The sequence below is a fragment of the Corynebacterium sp. CQ3829_602738 genome (assembly GCF_054478435.1).
Map to the genome: position 1 here is coordinate 1,506,774 of NZ_CM137003.1, position 17,254 is coordinate 1,524,027.

Here is a 17,254-nt window from a genome sequence, read left to right on the forward strand (position 1 = left end):
CCAACGACTCGCCGCTTAGTTTTGTTCCCGCACGCCCGTCAGCGCACCGACCAGCGCGGCCTCCACCGCCAAGCGACGGACCTCGTTGCGCTGCCCCGACAGCACACGCACCGGCACCGCAGCTCCCGGCATGAGCGCGTACTGGCCAACCGCGGGATCGAGCAGCTCCGCCGCCTGCGACGAGGCGGTCCACTTCGGCCCGGCCAGCCCGATCCACACCGTGCCGGCGGGCACGTCGTCCTGCGCGTCGGGGCCCGCCACGCCAGTCAGCGCCACAGCCCAATCAGCGCCGCAGACGCGCCGTGCCCCGCGCGCCATCTCGCGCGCGACGGCCGCGGAGACCACGCCTTCGCTCTCGATCAGGTCCGCCGGCACGTCCGCAAGCGCCGTCTTCAGCTCCGGCGAGTACGTCACCAGCCCGCCGACCAACACGTCCGAGGCGCCGGGCACGTCAGCCAACGTCGCCGAGGCGAGACCGGCAGTGAGCGATTCGCAGAAGGCGATGGTTTGGTGGCGGGTGCGGAGCTCGTCGATAAGCAATTGCGCGGTAGTCACTTGTTCACCTTCCCTGCATCAACCAAATACTGCACGCCCGTGACCACAGTGACCGCGACCGCAAGCAGCATCACCACGAAGGTCGGGGTGTCCATCCACGCAGGCAGCGGGCACAGGTACAGCCCCACGGCAAGAGTCTGCAGCGCGGTCTTGAGCTTGCCGCCCTTCGACGCCGGCACCACCTTGCCGCGGCGCAGCATCACCATGCGCCACACCGTAATGCCCAGCTCACGCGCCACAATGACCACCGTCACCCACACCGGCAGCGTGCTGGCGATATTCAGCGTGACCAGCGCGGTGATCATCAGCGCCTTGTCCGCGATCGGGTCGGCGATCTTGCCGAAGTCCGTGACCAGCCCACGGGCGCGCGCGATGTCGCCGTCGAGCTTGTCCGTGATCATGAGCGCAACGAACAACCCGAACGCCCACCACCAGCGCTCAGACAGCACCAGCCAGGCAAAAACGGGAATGAACAGGATCCTCATCGAGGTCAAAATGTTCGGGAGGTTCCAATTCGACTGCTTGTCGGGTTGCATCACAGCCTCCACCATACCCATGCGACGGTGCGCTCTTAGACTGCCCTACATGAAGTATTTCGCAGCCACGTACACCTACGGTGAGCAATCGCTTGTCGACGACACACGTCCCGCCCACCGCGAATTCATCGCCTCCCAGCTGTCGCTGGGCCGCATCGTCGGCTCCGGGCCGCTCGCGGGCGCCGAGCAGGCCCTGATCGTCCTGCAGCTGCCGGACTCGGCCACGGAGGCCGACGCCGCGGCAGTGTTGGACGAAGACCCCTACACCGTCGCCGGCGCCCTGGCCGCCCGCGAGATCCGGGAGTGGAACCCGGTGATGAACATCTTCAGCTAGGGGTTCGCTGGTTAGCCCTTGCGGGTCAGCCCTTGCGTCCGCCGCGGGCGACGTCGAGGTGGTCCGTGTCGCGCGAACCTGTCGCGGTGTGATCGCCCTTGCCGGAGGTAGCCGGGTCGTCGATCCATTCCACGTGGTGGCCGTGCTTGTCCACCTTGCGGCGGTTTCCGTGGTCGTCGTAGTCGACGTGGTAGTTGTTCTCCTCCGGATCCCGGCGGCCCGCCTTGACGTCGGCACGGTCCTTGATCACCGAGGCAATCGCGGTGATCGCGAGCACGCCGACGATGACCAACAGCGAGGCGACAGTACCGACCTCCGGCACGTCGAGCCCCTCGCCGCCGTTGATGAACGACAGGTTGTTCTCGTGCAGCGCGTGCAGCAGCAGCTTCACGCCGATGAAGCCAAGCACCACCGCGAGGCCGTATGGCAGGTACACCAGGCGGTCAAGCAGGCCGTTGAGCAGGAAGTAGAGCTGGCGCAGGCCCAGCAGCGCGAACGCGTTGGCGGTGAACACGAGGAAGGATTCCTGGGTGATGCCGTAGATCGCCGGGATGGAGTCGAAGGCAAACATGACGTCGATAAACCCGATCGACAGCAGGGCGACGAACAGCGGCGTGACAGCCTTCTTGCCGGCCTGAGTCCTCGAAACGAGCCGGTCGGAGTGGTACGACTTGGTCACCGGAATGACCTTGCGCAGCGTCTTGACCACGAACATATCGTTCGGGTCCGGGTCCTCCTGGTCGGTGACTTCGTCGTAGACCAGCTTGATGGCGGTGTAGATGAGGAAAGCGGCGAAGATGTAGAACACGTCCGACCACGCCTCGATGATCACGGCGCCAAGCAGGATGAAAATGAGGCGGAACACCAGCGCCATGACAATGCCGATGAGCAGCACCTTCTGCTGGTACGCGCGAGGGATCTTGAACGAGCCCATGATCAGGGCGAAGACGAACAGGTTATCCACCGACAGCGACAACTCGGTGATGTAGCCGGTGAAGAACTGCACGGCGTGCTCCGCATCCCACAGCCACCAGACCAGCCCGCCGAACACGCACGCCATGGACATGTAGAACAACGCCCAGCCGCCCGACTCCTTCATCGTCGGCTCGTGCGGAGTACGCACGTGCGAGACGAAGTCGAAGATGAAAAATCCCAGGATCACCGCCGAGGTGATCAGCCAAATGTAAAGGGGCACATGCATAAGTAAGCCTCCGGTCAGCGTTGCGTAAAAGACCGGAGGTCTCCCCCACCACTGTGGGCGGTCCGGACCGGGGCTATCGCCTGACGACGGCACCGTGCTGACGATCCTGGACACTTCCGGGGTACTCCCCTCCAAGCGCGTTTCACACTACACCACGCGGCGGCGTGCCGCGTCCGCCGCCGCGCGCCGCCCTGTATCGCTCCGGGCCGCCCCACCTTCCGCGCAAATGCATACCCCAGGATGCTTACTGCCCGAGGATGCTTACTTCTAAACGCTTACTTCTCGAGATATCGAGGGCCTCGGCGGGTGCACCACTCGATGGATAAGCATCCTGGGGTAAGCATCTAGCCCCGGTAAGCATCCTGGGGTAAGCATCTACGGCGGGGTTCTGCGTCCGCCAGCTAGAACGCTCCTCCGGTCGGGTTGTACGTCGCGGTGACGGTCCGGGTGTCGGCGTCGCCGTCCGCACCAGAGCCACCCGCATCGGAGCCACCCGCGCCGGAATCTGAACCGTTGGCGTCGCCGGCGCCGTCGTCAAGCTGCACGTCCTTGGGCGCCTCGGCCGGGTCTGCGCCCTTGATCATCCAGATGATGGTATCCAACTCCTCGGGCTTGACCAGCACGTCGCGGGCCTTGGAGCCTTCGGACGGGCCGACCACGCCACGGGATTCCATGAGGTCCATCAGGCGGCCGGCCTTGGCGAAGCCGATGCGCAGTTTGCGCTGCAGCATTGAGGTGGAGCCGAGCTGGGAGGTGACCACGAGTTCGACGGCTTCGAGCAGGTCGTCCATGTCCTTGCCGATGTCGTCGTCGATGACCTTGGCCTCGGCCTGCTTGTCCTCGGTGACACCCTCGACGTAGTCGGGCTCGTCCTGCTGCGCCTTCGCTGCCTCGACTACGGCTTGGATCTCCTCGTCGGAGACGAACGCGCCCTGGAGGCGCTGCGGCTTGCCGGCACCCTGCGGGATGAACAGGCCGTCGCCCATGCCGATGAGCTTTTCGGCGCCGCCCTGGTCCAAAATCACGCGGGAGTCGGTCAGCGAGGACGTCGCAAAGGCGAGGCGCGACGGCACGTTCGTCTTGATCAGGCCGGTGACCACGTCCACGGACGGTCGCTGGGTCGCCAGCACCAGGTGGATGCCCGCCGCACGCGCCTTCTGGGTGATGCGCACGATGGATTCCTCGATCTCCTTCGGCGCGGTCATCATCAGGTCGGCCAGCTCGTCCACCACGCACACGATGAACGGGTACGGGCGCATCTCGCGCTCGGATCCCGGGGGTGCGGTCAGTTCGCCGGAGCGGACCTTGCGGTTGAAGTCCTTGATGTGGCGCACGCGCGCGGACTTCATGTCCATGTAGCGCTGCTCCATCTCCTCCACCAGCCATTGCAGGGCGGCGGAGGCCTTCTTCGGCTGGGTGATAATCGGCGTGATCAGGTGCGGGATGCCCTCGTACGGGGTTAGCTCCACCATCTTCGGGTCCACCAGAATCAGGCGGACTTCCTCCGGCGTCGCGCGCGTGAGCAGCGAGATCAGCATGGAGTTCACAAACGCGGACTTACCGGAGCCGGTGGAACCGGCGACCAAAAGGTGCGGCATCTTCTGGATCGAGGAGGCGATGAAGTCGCCCTCGATGTCCTTGCCCAGGCCGATGAGCATCGGGTCGTCCTGCGCGGAGACTTTCGGCGAGTCCAGCACGTCGCGCAGCCGCACCATCTCGCGGTCGGCGTTGGGCACCTCGATGCCGACGGCGGATTTGCCGGGGATCGGGGTGAGCAGGCGCACGTTGTCGGTGGCCACGGCGTAGGCGAGGTTGGACTGCAGGTTGGTGATCTTGGAGACCTTCACACCAGGCCCAAGCTCCACCTCGTAGCGGGTGACTGTCGGGCCGCGGGAGAAGCCGGTGACCTGCGCATTGACCTTGAATTCCTCGAAGACGTCGGTGATCGCCTCGATCATGCGGTCGTTGGCCTCGGTGCGCGTCTTTGGCGCGTTACCCGCGAGCAGCAGTTCCGTGGACGGCAGGTGGTAGTCGCCCTGCGGGATCTTTCGCACCTGTTTCGGGGCGGCCTGTTCGGTCTCGGACTTCGGAGTGGTCGCGGGGATCTTGGAGGCGTCGATGCCGCTGCGCGCCGCGATCGCCTTCGCCATCTGCTCGCGCGAGCTAGCTACGGCGTCGGGGGCAGTTGCTTCTCGACGTTCCGTCTCCGGATCTTCCCGCTGCAGCACCTTCGTCTCGTTGTCGCGCTGGGGCGGCTTCGGTGCCGCAGGTTTGGGTGCCGCGGGCTTGGCTGCCGGCTTGGGAGCCGGTGCCGGAGCAGCCGCCGGGCGCTGGACCACCGCGGTTTCGGCGGAGGCGGCAGGCTCTGCTGCAGGTTGGCCGAAGTCGTCGTGGTCTTCGACCTCGTCGGCGAAATCGAACAGGTCCAGCTCGCCGTCGCCATCGGCCGGGTAGCTCTCCATCGGAGTCGGGCGTCGCAGCGACGGGCGACGCGTCGGGCGGGCCGGGCGCTCGACGTCGGCGGCGCGGCCGCGTGAACGTCGAGAAGCGGCGCGGTCGCGCGCAGTGCGTCGCTCGCGCCCCTCCGCGATGTCGTCCAGGTCGTCGGCGACGTGGCTGTACGGGTCCAGGTCCTCGTCGTCTGGCGTGTCCGTGTTGGACAGCATGCGGGTGACCAGGTCCTTGATGTAGTCATAAGCCTCGCGCACGGTGATGCCGGTGGCTTTGAGCGCACCGTAGAGAATCACCAGACCAAGCAGCGGGATCGCCACAAACGAGGAAAAGCCAGCTGCGAGGACACCGCCGGTGAAGGCGCCGAACGCGCCGCCGGCGAGTTTGCGCTCCTCCCACGTCGCCGGGTTGCCCGCGAAGACGTGGATCAAACCGAGCATGCCAATAGAGATGATGGAAAAGCCCAGCGTCACTCGTGCGCGCACTGCGTCGGAGGTGCGCACATTGAGCATCAGAGCGATGGCAATGCCAACGAGGATGACCGGCAGGATCAGCGCGCCGGCACCGATGAGCCAGTGGGTGCCGGTGGAGATGACCTCACCCACCGGTCCGGCCACATCGAACCAGACCGACCCGCCGATGACGGCGGCCAGGCCAATGAGAACTAAACCCCACGCGTCGGCGTGGGTTTCAAACGTGCTGTGGCCACCGGCGTGGCCACCGTTCCGCGGTTCGCGGCGTCGGCGTTCGCCTGAAACGGAGCTTTCGGCGCGCTCCTCTGGCATCTCGAAATCGTCCTCCCATTCATCCTCCCAATCGTCACGGCTGCGACGGGGCCTAGGGCCGGCGGCATCGTCGTAGTCGGACTGGTCCTTGTCGCGACGGAAAAACGACCCGACGCGGCGGGCGGCGGCGCCGAGCGAATGGCCGACAACTTTATACGCGGAACCCACGCGTTCGTCGGCGGTTTCAGCAGCCACGTTCGACGATGTCGGCGGGTGCGTCATGGACACCGGACCGCCGTGGCGGGTGCCGCCGGCAGGACGGCGCGTAGAAGACCGCGACGAGCGCGGCGCGGTGTTTTTGACAGACATGGCTGTAACTCTAACGCCTTAAGTCACATTTACACCTTACGCCACACCCGAGACGGTCAGTCAAGGGTCACATCTTGATCTCGAAACCCTCGAATGCGTCAACGGAGCCAGTCAGCTCTACCTGCGCCGCGTCGCGGCCGGAAACCCACAGCAGCAGCTCGCCAGGATCGCCCGAGACGCGCAACACGTTGTCGCCGCGTTCGGCCACCCCAGCCTTGTCGCCGATGGTTGCGGGTGGCGTGGTCGGCGGGGTCAGAATCACAGGCACGGGAGCGCCACGCAGCGTCAACTTGCCAAAGCGCTTCGCCAGCGAAAACAGCTCCTCGTTGATCACCTGGGAAAATTCGCGCGGCTCCACCACTCCCCCGCCCCGGCGCACGTCCTCGTGGTGGATGAAGTGCTCGGACGTGTTCATAGCGGAGTTGAGCGGCTTGAGCCACACCGGCGGGCCGGCAGCCCACTCGCGCACGACGTCCTCGTACGGGCGGGCCATTTGCTTCGCCGTCTCCTTCTCCGTGACACCTGAGAGTGCGTTCACGAAGATGCCGGGGGCGGCTGCCGGCTTGGACTCGCGGATGAGTAGATGGACTGCGAGGTCCCGAGTGGTCCAGCCCTCGTTCAGCGTCGGCGCATCGGGGCCGACCCGAAGGAACAACTGGGCGAGGCGTTCACGTTCTTTCTGCGCAAAAGACATGCGCCCAGCCTAGCTGGAAAGGTTCACCCCGGAGCCGCTGGAAAGCTGCAGTTCCAAGTTGTTGAAGCCCTTGATCAGCGGGGCGAACTGCTCAACCTTCGGGTCGAAGGTAATCACTTCGCCGCCGACGCCCCATCCGAGCTTGGTCGCCTGCTTGCCGTCTTTGAAGCACTCATTGCGCCCGCCCTTGGCGTTCATGTGGCACATGACAGAGTCGCCCTCGAAGGCGCCCAGCACGCGCACGCCCTGCACCTTGATGTTGCGGAAGTTCGGGTCACCGAAGCGGATCACGTCGTAGAGCTTCCAGGCGGATGCGTAGCCGGGGTCGTACGGCACCTCCGTGCCGGGTGGCAGCGGGTGGCCACCCGTCCAGTCGACGTCATCCTGTGCGTGAGCGGTTGGTGCGAGGGTTACCGCGGCGGCAAGCAAAGCCGCGGCGGTTTTCGTTGCGGTCTTCATGGGCCACATTGTGCACACCCGTAACAGAGATGCCTAGGCCTTGTTGCGTGGTTGTTATGAAACCGTACGGTTTCCGCCTAGATCTGGGAGGACCCTGCGAAAAGGTTCGACAGGCCCAGCCGCGCCTGGATCCCCAAGAAAAAGCGGATTGCCGGCGCGAAGAAGTTGACCAACGGATCGACAGTCACGACCTTGCCGAACGGCATGTAGCTCAGCTCGGTCGCCTCCTAGCCGTCGACGTAGCAGCCCCACATGCCGCCCTTTGCATTTTCCAGGCACAGGATCGAATCCTGGTTGAACTGCCCGATCACGCGAACGCCTCGCACATCCTGGTTGCGGAAGTTGGGGTCGCCCAACTTCACCACGTCGTAGCTGCGCCACTGGGTGGCGTAGCCGGGATCGAACGGGACCTGCGTTCCCGGCGGAAGCGGGTGCCCGCCGGTCCAGCTGGTCTCGTCGGCGGAAGCTACTGGCGCAAGAAGCGAGACGGCAATAACGACGGCTGCTGCGGTGCGGTGGAAGTGTCTCATACCCCTTCTATCGCAACGCCCCACAAACGCGTTAGCCCCCTCGGCTGCCGCGGGGCGGGCCGAAGGGGCGTCGATAAGCAAATGCTTAGCGGGACTCGCGGGTGGAGGCGATCTCGTCCTCGGTGGCGGCGTGGTTGTCCGAAGACATCGGCACCACGGTCGGCAGAATCACAGGCTGGCGCTTGTAGTTCTGCTCGATCGCGCGGGAGACCTTGCGGCGGATCTGCTGCACCATGCGGAACGCATCGTTCTCGCCTTCGGCGGCCAGATCGCCCATGACGGCCTCGACGCCTTCAACGACCTTCTTGTTGAAGTCGCGGTCGTCGTCGCTGTAGCCCGTCGTGGACACCTGCGGCGCCTCTAGCAGGCGGCCGGTGCGGTCGTCGATCACACAGGTGATGGACACAACGCCGCCGGACGCCAGCGAGGTGCGGTCCGCCAGCACGTCCGGGTCCACGTCGCCCATGGTGGTGCCGTCGACGTAGAGCTGGCCCACCTGGTACTGGCCGGCGACCTTGATATTGCCCTTGTGCATGTCGACAACCACGCCGTTTTGCGCAAGCGCGGTGTTGCTCGGCTTCACGCCGGTGGAAATAGCAAGCTCCTTGTTGGCGCGCATGTGGCGCCACTCGCCGTGCACCGGCATCGCGTTGCGCGGGCGCGCCGCGTTGTAGAGCGCGAGCAGCTCGCCGGCGTAGCCGTGGCCGGATGCGTGGACGTGCGCCTCGGAGTTGGTGATCACGTTCGCGCCGATCTGCGCGAGGTTGTTGATCACCGCGAACACCGCCTCCTCGTTGCCCGGGATGAGCGAGGAGGACAGGATGATCGTGTCGCCGTCGTGGATGGTGATCTGGCGGTGCTCACGGCGCGACATGCGCGACAGTGCAGCCATCGGCTCGCCCTGGGTGCCGGTGGTGATCAGCACCGTCTTGTGCGGCGCCATCTTCGCGGCCTCCTCGATCGGGATGATCGTGCCCTTCGGCGCCTTGAGCAGGTTCATCTTCTCCGCGATCTCCATGTTGCGCAGCATGGAGCGGCCGTTGAACGCCACCTTGCGGTTGTTGGCCACAGCGGCGTTGATGGCCATCTGGACGCGGGAGACGTTCGACGCGAACGACGCGATGACCACGCGCTGGCGCGCGTTGGACACCAGGCGGGTCAGCGTCTCCTCAATGCCGGCCTCCGAGGCGGAGATGCCCGGGATGGTGGCGTTGGTGGAATCGCACATGAATAGGTCGATGCCCTCGTCGCCGAGGCGGGCGAGCGCCGGGATGTCCGTCGGCTTGCCGTCGTACGGCGTCTGGTCCACCTTCACGTCGCCGGTCATCACAACGTGGCCGGCGCCGGTCTTGATGGAGACACCCAGGCACTCCGGGATGGAGTGGTTGACGTGCCAGAAGCGCAGGCGGAACGGGCCGACGGTGACCTCGGAATCCTTGTTCACGTCGTTGAGCTTCGGACGCTGGCGGTGCTCCTGCGTCTTCGCCTTGATCAGTGCGTTGGTGAACTTGGACGAGTAGATCGGGATATCGCTGCGCAGCTTGAGCAGCCACGGGATCGCGCCAATGTGGTCCTCGTGGCCGTGCGTGACCACGAGCGCGTCGATCTTGTCCAGCTTGTTTTCAATCGGGCCGAAGTCCGGCAGCACCAGGTCCACGCCCGGCTCGTCGGAGTTCGGGAACAGCACGCCGCAGTCCACGATGAGCAGGCGGCCGTTGTACTCGAAGACCGTCATGTTGCGGCCGATTTCGGAAATGCCGCCGAGCGCGTAGATGCGCAGCGTGTCCTTCGCCGGCTTCGGCGGTGCGGGCAGGCGCTTGGTCAGATCGGCGCCCTGCATGGACTTCATGGGGTTGCGGCGGCCGCCGCCCTGGCCCCCACCGTTACCGCCGTTGCCGCCGCGGCCACGGCGACGACGGTTGCGGCTGCTGCCGCCACGGTTGTTGCCGCCGTTTCCGCCGTTGCCGTTGTTGCCGCCGTCGCGGCCGCCGCGGTTGTTGCCGCCGTTGCGGCCACCGTTGTCGTCGCGGTTGTTGTTGCCGTTGTTGCCACCGTCGCGCTCAGCGGGCGCGTCGTTGCCGCCGCCGTTCGCAGGAGTGTCGCTCGGCGCCTGGAATACCGGCTGCTGTTCGGTTGCCTCCGGCGGCCCGGCCTTACGCGTCACCTTGCGTGCGCGGTTGCGGGGTTCATTCATGTTTATAGGACTCCAGCCTGTGTCATTTCTTCGCGGAGCCGCTCGACCTGTTCGTTTGTCGCTGCAGCGACGGGCAGGCGCGGGTCTCCTACTTCGATGCCCTGCAGTCGCAGAGCTGCCTTTGCAAATGTCACGCCGCCCAGCGCTCCCTGTTGGCGCGCGAGCACGTTGAGTGTGTTGGCGTTGATTTCCCGTGCGCGGGCGAGATCGCCATTCTCGTATGCAGTCACTAATTCACGCAGCGCCTTCGGTGCGGCATGCCCAACCACAGAGATCATTCCGGTCGCGCCGACAGCGAGCCACGGGAGGTTCAGCGGGTCGTCGCCCGAGTACCACGCCAGCCCGGTCTCCTGAATCAGGGTGGACGCTGCGAGCATGTCGCCTTTCGCGTCCTTCATTGCCTTGATCGTGTCCACTTCCGCAAGCCTGCGGATGGTGTCGGAATCGATCGGGATGCCGGAGCGGCCGGGGATGTCGTACAGGCAGAGCGGAAGGTCGGTCGCTGCCGCAACTGCGCGGAAGTGCGCTTCTACGCCTGCCTGCGACGGTTTGGAGTAGTACGGCGTGACCACCAGAAGGCCGTCAGCGCCGGCCTTAGCGGCCGCTTTCGCCATTGCCACCGCGTGGCGGGTGTCGTTGGACCCCGCGCCTGCGATGATGCGGGCTTTGCCCCCTACCTCTTCGCGCACTGCTTTTAAGAACGCGACCTTTTCTTCGTCAGTGGTTGTCGGGGATTCGCCCGTCGTGCCTGCGAGCACTAGTGCGTCGATTCCTTGTTCTACCAAGTGGGCAGCGAGATCGCGGCCTGCCGCAACGTCGAGTTCGCCGTCGGAATCAAACGGCGTGACCATTGCTACGCAGACGGAGCCGAAGATGTCGGCTCCCAGATCAGCTTTGAGAGATGTGCCCATGGCCCAGTAGGATACCTGCCCCTTACGAGCAATTGCTTATCGACGTTCCCCTTCGGCCAAATCGCCGAAAAGCAGCGGCGCCTCGCGCTGCATGACATCGAGGACCGCACCGGCAAGCTGACGGATTTCTTCGTGCTCGAACCTGCCGTTGTGCGCTGCGATGAATTCGCGCCACGCCCGGTAGGTGCCGGTGGCGACCAGTTCAGTTTCGGCCGCGGCGGGCACGAGTGCGTCGGCAGCTTCGCGCGCCCGCTTGCGGCGCACAAGCGCATTCGGCTCGTCCGCCATCGCCTCCTCCAGGGCGCGCAACAGCTCGCCGCGGACGAACTCCGCTTCCTCCACGGCAGCCTCAAACAGCCGCGTGAGCTCCTCGTCGGCGGCGATCGCGGCCGGGATCACCGCGCCCTGCGCCGCGCGTTCGCTGACCGCGAGGCCGTGGCCGCGGACCGCGGCGGCCGCGTCGCGCGAGATACCCCGAATATGCAACGTGGCGCTTGCGTGTTCCAACATGTGCGCGCGGGAATCGGCAAGGTCGTCGGCGTTGCGGCGGAGGAGGGCGGCCGGAGGTTCGTCGCTAAGCATGGCGAACGCGACCGCCCCCTCGCCTGGCGTGACGCCTTCTGCAACCGGGGTCCGCAGTGCAGTGGCCGCAATGAGTGCAACCTGCATTTATAGACCGAGGTAGGCGTCGAGGCCGATGGTCAGGCCCGGGCGGTTTGCCACCTCGCGCACGCCGGTGAGCACGCCCGGGACGAAGGACTCGCGGCCGTAGGAATCCTGGCGGATGGTCAGGGACTGCTCGGTGGTGCCGAAGATGACCTCCTCGTGCGCGACCATGCCCTGCATGCGCACCGCGTGGACCGGCACGCCGTCGACGTTCGCGCCGCGCGAGCCGTCGAGCGCCTGCTCGGTGGCATCCGGCATGTCGGAAAGGCCGGCTTCCTTGCGCGCATCCGCGATCCCCTGCGCGGTCTTGACCGCCGTGCCGGAAGGCGCGTCCAGCTTGTTCGGGTGGTGGAACTCCACCACTTCCGCGGACTCAAAGAACGGCGCGGCCTGGCGGGCGAACGCCATGGTGAGCACGGCGGAGATGGCGAAGTTCGGGGCGATGAGCACGCCCACCCCCTCGTTCGCCGCGCACCAGTCGCGCACCTTCTGGTAGCGCTCGTCGTCGAAGCCGGTGGTGCCCACTACGCAGTGGATGCCGTTATTGATGCAGAACTCCAGGTTGTCCATCACCGCGTTCGGGGTGGTGAAGTCGACGATGACGTCCACGCCTTCGTCCACCAGCACCTGCAGCGAGTCGCCGCTGTTTACCTCTGCGGCGAGCTGCAGGTCATCCGCCTTTTCCACACCGGCAACAACGGCGGAGCCGACCCTGCCAGCCGCTCCGAGCACTCCAACTTTGATCATGGGTGTCCTTTCTATTTGTCTCCGCCGGCCATGGTAGTCCCGCTAGGGTGGGGCTTATGACTCTCCACAGCCGCAGCTTCCGCCCCCGCCGCAGCCGAGCCGTCTTCGCAGCGCTCGCAGTGACCGCTTTGACCGTTGCGGGCTGCGGCTCTGAAACGGGTGACACCGGTTCGTCGTCTGAGCCAACCTCAGAGTCGGCTATGGCGACGAGCGCCGCCGAGAGTTCTGCAACGCCGGTGTCCACGTTCACGTCCGCGGAACAACCGGAGGAGGCCGACACGAAGGACGTCTCCGCGGCGGCGGCCCCGGCGGGCGGCCCGTCCGCCTCCCCGTTCACCCTGGAGGACACCCACCTGCAGCACCCGGGCAACCCCGAGCTGCAGATCGAAGACGTCCGGGCGGGCTCCCACGAAGACGTCGACCGCGTCGTGGTGGAGCTTTCCGGCGCCGGCACGCCGAACGTGTTGGCCGGCTACACCGCAGACCCGCGCCAGCAGGCCTCCGGGCAGCCGCTCGTGCCGGCTGGCAACGCGTACTTCGAGCTGATCATCCAGGGCGTGCCGTGGTCGATGGGCCTGAGCGACGCCGACTTGGCCAAGGCTGACCCCGCCGGCGTGGCGGCCGGGGGCATCCAGGAGATCGCCGACGGCGGAATCTTCGAGGCGGATGCCCAGTACATCGTCGGCCTTGATGCCCAGCGCCCGTACAACCTGTACCTGTTGGAGAACCCGACCCGCGTGGTCGTGGACTTTCAGAAGTAGGAGGCAACAATGAGTCTGATTTCCTGGCTCGGACTCGGGTTCGTGGCACTGCTCGCCATCGGCGGCATCGTTGCCTTGGGCAACACCTCAAAGGAGATCTACGAAAGCGACATGGAGGAAGACTCCAAGCGCCGGTGGGGTTTCCTCATGGGGTTTTCACCCCTAGCCGGGCTGTACGCCTACAAGAGGCGGAATGAACTGTTCGGTCACGGCGGGCGGCCAGAGGATGAGCCTGGCCGGGGTGGCGATCCGGAAGAATTCCGTAGCTAAACATTTCCAGCCTTTTATGCGATGCCGCGCCCAAAAAGCGTCTAGAGTGAACGGGAGCACACTGACGCCTAAAAGTGGCGCCGGAGAATCTGTGTGAAAGGTTTTGTGATGTTTGACCCCTATCGCCGCCCCACGGTGGCGGTTGTCGGCGCCGGAATCTCTGGTTGCACCGCCGCGGCGGAGTGCGCGTTTTCCGGCTTCGACACCACGCTGTTCGACCGCCAGGAGTACATCGGCGGCCACCTGACCGCCCCGGACGCACCCACCGTGTCCAGGCGGCAACACTTCCGCACCCCGTACTTGAAGCTCACAACGACGGACGGCACCCCACGCTCGCTCATCGCGCACCTCGAGGCCGCCGTCGATGCGAGCGGCGCGACCTTCAGCGGTGGTGCCGAGGTCACGGGCGCCGAATGGAACGCCGAGGAAGGACAGTGGGAGGTCAGCTACACCCGCGGCGGCGAGACACGCACCGAGCTTTTCGACGTGCTGATCCGCGCGACCGACGAGCCCTCCCCGTGGATCGGTGTCCCGGGCCGGGCAAACATCAGCGCGGACGAGCTGTACCTCCACAACGGCGTGGACGTCGTCGGCCTGCCCAACGCGCTGTTCGTGGACTACCACACCCCGGACCCGAAGTTCGACCAGAAGTCCTGGGCCGTCTTTGAGGCGCGCGGCGACTACGCGCGCAGGTACGTGCGCCAGCTGGAGATCCGCGGCCCCGGCGCCCTGACCGTCAAGCCGGACAAGTGGCGCGTGCAACCCGGCACCGTCCGCGGGCTGAAGGCAGCCCTTGTCGAATTCGATCCGGACGTCCACGCATTTACCCGCGCCGAGAACTACCAGGCCGCATCCCGCCGCGCCCGAAGCGAAGCTGCAAGCTAGGCAGCGGCGAACGATAGCTTTTTAGGAGACACGATGACCACCTTGAAACCCTCCGCCAGCACGACCCCAGCCGAGTTCGACTCCCACGGTGCCGCAGTAGACGCCAGCGGCCTGCCCGAGCTCGGCCCGGATTCTATTTTGTGGCAGCGCTTCGGCGACTGGCGCTCCCTGTTCGTGGCCCTGAGCGCCGGCGTGCTGCAGATCGCGCAGCGCGACATCAGCCGCTCGCTTGTGCAGCAGTCCAACGTGTTCGACAACGAGGTCGCCCGCCTGGTCCGCTCCGCGTTCCCGATTATCCGCACGGTGTACGAGGGCCCGGAGGTCGGCGCGATGATCCGCGACTTCCACAAGGACATCAAGGGCACCCACCCGGACGGCTCGCGCTACCACTCGCTGAACCCGGAGGTCTACTACTGGGCGCACGCGACCTTTACCGCCATGCCCTATCTCCTGGCCGGCAACTTCATGCCCGACATGACGCATGCCGAGCGCGAGCAGCTCTTCCAGGAGTCTCGCACCTGGTACAGCTACTACGGCGTGGCCGAGCCGGAGGGCGCCCCGAAGTCCTACGACGAATACGTCGACTACATGGATGCCATGTACGACAAGCTGGGCCCGAGCGAGACCATCGACCGCTCCCGCATCATGAACGGCCTGACGCTGGACCCGCCGGACCCGTCGGTGCCCCGCTGGGCGTGGAAGCCGATCGCGCCGTACGCGTCAAAGCTTCTGCTGTGGGTGTCCATCGGCTTGCTTCCGGAGAAGGTCCGCAACTCCCTCGGCCTTGAGTGGACCAAGTCCGACCAGCGCAAGCTCAACGTCTTCTCCCGTGCCACGCGCGCCGTGTTCTCGGTGCTGCCGCGCAAGGCGCGCATGGTGGCGATCGCCTCCCGCGCCTTCGAGCGCGCCGAGGCGGAGACCAGATAAAAGGCGCGAAGCACGGGGCCGTCGGTGCGTGCCGACGGCCCCGTGCTTTTTCTTTTCTCTGTCTACTTCGGAACCTTCAGCTGCACCGCGGGCGCATGCAGGTGCAGCCCGTCGAGGCTGACCATCTGCATGGACACGTTGCCGAGGGCGATTCGGTCCATCACAAAATTCGGCACGGGAACGTTTGGTACCGGGCGGGCATCCGGCACACCCAACTGAGCGAGTACGTCGCCGAGGGAGCCGCGGAGGTCTACTGTCACCGGGACCGTGGGCACTCCTGCTACGACAGGGGTTGCGGTCAGCCCGGTGGCAACGACGGTCACGGGCCCGTCGGAAACCTGTGTCTCAACTTGGCCGGTGGTGAGGATTCCGCGGGCTGCGAAACCTGGCACTTCCAGCGAGAGGTTGCGCGCGGTGAGCTTGTCCCCTGTCAGGATCAGCGTCCGCGTCGGCACGTCGCCGATTGTGACCATGCCCATCGTGGCTCGCACGTTGCCGGTGATCGCCACATTGTCTGCGGTCACGGTGCTGAGGTTCTGCGGCGCGATCGTTCGCGTCGGCTCGAGTTCCGGGTACGTCAGTAGATCCCGCGACTCCTCGGGTTGGGGTGCTTGCGCCGAGGGCAGCTGCGGTGCCGGCGGCACCTGAATATCCAGCGGGTTGGGCAAGCTTGGCAGCTGAGGCAATTCAGGCGCGGGAGGCAACGGCGGCAGCGCCGGGATTTGCGGCTGCTGCGGCGCCGACTCTTGGGCGTTGACCGCGGGCTCTTCTCCCAGATTCACCGCAAGCAGTCCCGCAGCCGCAAGCACGACAGCGACGGATTTGGCGTTGCGCAACAAAGACAGGTCGATCTTGGTGGATCCTCCGCGGCGGGGAGCTTCACCTTCGTCCGCTGCCGGCGGCGCCTGCTCCCGCTTTCCACTTCGGGTGTGCTTGCCACCAGGTTTCGCATCCCGGTCCTCCCAGGCGAGACCGAGGGCTCCGCCAACAATGCCAAGCAGAGAGCCGACGAGGAACCCGCCTATATTCGACGTTGGCAGCGCGACAATGGCCACCAAAATGCTCATCACACCCAGATAGGGCGCAGCAAATGGCTGCAGCCACATACCGATACCGAACATGATCAGCGCGACACCGATGAGCAACGTGGATACGCCCGAGATGGTTGCAATCATCACCAGCAAGTCGGACACGCGGATAGTGAAGTAGGCCGGTGCGAGCATCACTACGCCAGAGAGAATTACCAGCAGGCCCGGAAGAAACGGCCGCTGTTTCCGCCATGCTTTGAACCGTTCTCGTGCGGGAGTTTGCTCGGCACGGTGCCCACCGTCGCGGCGCTTCGCTCCCCGCCCCTTCTTCTCCTCGTCGGCAGCGCTTTGCTGCGCGTCTTCGGAGTCGCCGTCGTCGAAGAAGAAGTCGTCGTCCTCCGGTTCGGTGTTAGCTCGTGCAGCCATCGGCCATTCCCCGCGCTACGTCGACCACCACGCCGGAGGCGATGAGCTTCTTCGCACCGACGGAGGTGGCGCGAATGTCATCCGCACTCAGCGTGACCTTATTTGCGTGCAGACCCCATGTTCCCTGCGGCGCCATGGAGTTGAACTGATTCGCATCGGCGCCTACCGAGGCATCCGTGAGGTCGAGTGCGCCCTTGATATCGGTAGCACCCACCACAAGGTCGCGGACCTCGACACTGTTGTCGCCGAGGGCCTTCAGCGTAAACGTGCTCTCGCCCACCACCGGAACGTCGGGCAGGGCAGCGGAGAGGCACAGGTTAGACGCGTACGCATGTTCAAATTTGAGGCGCGCAACGGGGAGCGACTCGTTGGCCATCTGCTCGCCGTCGGTAAAAATGCTCAGCCCTTCCCCATCAAGGTGGGTCATACTGATTTTGAAAAACGTTCCCGACAATGCGAGGTTCGCGGTCAGTCCGCCCTGCGCAACAGCAACGCCGGTGGCACCAAAGCCGATGAGCCCAGCGAGAAGAGCTGCACCAGCTTTCGCCTTGTTGATCCTTCCCATGGCGTTTCCTTCCGTCCGTG

19 protein-coding genes are annotated in these 17,254 nt (G+C 65.5%); 5 read left to right on the forward strand and 14 right to left on the reverse strand.

Going from position 1 to position 17,254, the window contains the following annotated elements; genetic code table 11:
* Window positions 1-15: 15 nt before the first annotated feature.
* Both ACX1NL_RS07295 and pgsA read right to left on the reverse strand, forming a co-directional pair.
* A complete protein-coding gene (locus tag ACX1NL_RS07295; RefSeq protein ID WP_458897757.1) occupies window positions 16-555 on the reverse strand; it encodes a CinA family protein in 540 nt (179 codons plus the stop codon).
* Complete coding sequence (pgsA, locus tag ACX1NL_RS07300; protein ID WP_458898923.1) at window positions 552-1,091, reverse strand: CDP-diacylglycerol--glycerol-3-phosphate 3-phosphatidyltransferase; 540 nt, start codon at window positions 1,089-1,091, stop codon at window positions 552-554. The genes ACX1NL_RS07295 and pgsA overlap by 4 nt, the downstream gene beginning before the upstream one ends.
* Before the next feature lie 49 nt (window positions 1,092-1,140).
* Between pgsA and ACX1NL_RS07305 the strand changes: the two genes are divergently transcribed.
* A complete protein-coding gene (locus tag ACX1NL_RS07305; RefSeq protein ID WP_239306760.1) occupies window positions 1,141-1,425 on the forward strand; it encodes a YciI family protein in 285 nt (94 codons plus the stop codon).
* A 25-nt stretch (window positions 1,426-1,450) separates the two neighbouring features.
* Here ACX1NL_RS07305 and ACX1NL_RS07310 read toward each other — a convergent pair whose 3' ends face one another.
* The 10 genes from ACX1NL_RS07310 to dapB all read right to left on the reverse strand — a co-directional run bounded on the left by ACX1NL_RS07310 (window position 1,451) and on the right by dapB (window position 12,372).
* The gene (locus ACX1NL_RS07310) at window positions 1,451-2,626 is read right to left on the reverse strand and encodes a TerC family protein (protein WP_458897758.1); all 1,176 of its coding nucleotides are present in this window, start codon (window positions 2,624-2,626) and stop codon (window positions 1,451-1,453) included.
* Between the two features lie 401 nt (window positions 2,627-3,027).
* Window positions 3,028-6,171 (reverse strand): DNA translocase FtsK, encoded by a 3,144-nt coding sequence (locus ACX1NL_RS07315; RefSeq protein ID WP_458897759.1) that lies wholly within the window; start codon window positions 6,169-6,171, stop codon window positions 3,028-3,030.
* 67 nt (window positions 6,172-6,238) lie between these two features.
* Entirely contained in the window at window positions 6,239-6,865 is a 627-nt protein-coding gene (locus ACX1NL_RS07320; protein WP_458897760.1) for a TIGR03085 family metal-binding protein, read from the reverse strand.
* Between the two features lie 9 nt (window positions 6,866-6,874).
* Complete coding sequence (locus ACX1NL_RS07325; RefSeq protein WP_181888607.1) at window positions 6,875-7,324, reverse strand: hypothetical protein; 450 nt, start codon at window positions 7,322-7,324, stop codon at window positions 6,875-6,877.
* A gap of 77 nt (window positions 7,325-7,401) precedes the next feature.
* Window positions 7,402-7,530 carry a hypothetical protein gene (locus ACX1NL_RS07330; RefSeq protein ID WP_458897761.1) on the reverse strand — a complete coding sequence of 43 codons (129 nt, stop codon included), beginning with the start codon at window positions 7,528-7,530 and terminating at the stop codon, window positions 7,402-7,404.
* 21 nt (window positions 7,531-7,551) lie between these two features.
* A complete protein-coding gene (locus ACX1NL_RS07335) occupies window positions 7,552-7,854 on the reverse strand; it encodes a hypothetical protein (RefSeq protein ID WP_458897762.1) in 303 nt (100 codons plus the stop codon).
* An 85-nt stretch (window positions 7,855-7,939) separates the two neighbouring features.
* Window positions 7,940-10,048 (reverse strand): ribonuclease J, encoded by a 2,109-nt coding sequence (locus tag ACX1NL_RS07340; protein WP_458897763.1) that lies wholly within the window; start codon window positions 10,046-10,048, stop codon window positions 7,940-7,942.
* Between the two features lie 2 nt (window positions 10,049-10,050).
* Window positions 10,051-10,959, reverse strand: coding sequence for a 4-hydroxy-tetrahydrodipicolinate synthase (gene dapA, locus ACX1NL_RS07345; protein WP_458897764.1), 909 nt, complete (start codon window positions 10,957-10,959; stop codon window positions 10,051-10,053).
* Between the two features lie 36 nt (window positions 10,960-10,995).
* Complete coding sequence (locus ACX1NL_RS07350; protein ID WP_458897765.1) at window positions 10,996-11,628, reverse strand: FAD-dependent thymidylate synthase; 633 nt, start codon at window positions 11,626-11,628, stop codon at window positions 10,996-10,998.
* Entirely contained in the window at window positions 11,629-12,372 is a 744-nt protein-coding gene (gene dapB / locus ACX1NL_RS07355; protein WP_239356873.1) for a 4-hydroxy-tetrahydrodipicolinate reductase, read from the reverse strand.
* Between the two features lie 56 nt (window positions 12,373-12,428).
* On the opposite strand from dapB, the gene ACX1NL_RS07360 reads away from it, so the two are divergent.
* From ACX1NL_RS07360 to ACX1NL_RS07375, 4 genes are all read left to right on the forward strand, one after another.
* The gene (locus ACX1NL_RS07360) at window positions 12,429-13,133 is read left to right on the forward strand and encodes an AMIN-like domain-containing (lipo)protein (protein ID WP_458897766.1); all 705 of its coding nucleotides are present in this window, start codon (window positions 12,429-12,431) and stop codon (window positions 13,131-13,133) included.
* Window positions 13,134-13,142: 9 nt separating this feature from the next.
* A complete protein-coding gene (locus ACX1NL_RS07365) occupies window positions 13,143-13,403 on the forward strand; it encodes a hypothetical protein (protein WP_458897767.1) in 261 nt (86 codons plus the stop codon).
* A gap of 108 nt (window positions 13,404-13,511) precedes the next feature.
* A complete protein-coding gene (locus ACX1NL_RS07370) occupies window positions 13,512-14,288 on the forward strand; it encodes an NAD(P)-binding protein (RefSeq protein ID WP_311389847.1) in 777 nt (258 codons plus the stop codon).
* Window positions 14,289-14,321: 33 nt separating this feature from the next.
* Window positions 14,322-15,215, forward strand: a complete 894-nt coding sequence (locus ACX1NL_RS07375; protein ID WP_269952826.1) for an oxygenase MpaB family protein — start codon at window positions 14,322-14,324, stop codon at window positions 15,213-15,215.
* 62 nt (window positions 15,216-15,277) lie between these two features.
* On the opposite strand, the gene ACX1NL_RS07380 is transcribed toward ACX1NL_RS07375, so the two are convergent.
* Together ACX1NL_RS07380 and ACX1NL_RS07385 are read right to left on the reverse strand one after the other, a co-directional pair.
* A complete protein-coding gene (locus tag ACX1NL_RS07380) occupies window positions 15,278-16,669 on the reverse strand; it encodes a DUF6114 domain-containing protein (RefSeq protein ID WP_458897768.1) in 1,392 nt (463 codons plus the stop codon).
* Entirely contained in the window at window positions 16,653-17,234 is a 582-nt protein-coding gene (locus ACX1NL_RS07385; protein WP_181888617.1) for a DUF6230 family protein, read from the reverse strand. The genes ACX1NL_RS07380 and ACX1NL_RS07385 overlap by 17 nt, the downstream gene beginning before the upstream one ends.
* Between the last annotated feature and the right edge of the window lie 20 nt (window positions 17,235-17,254).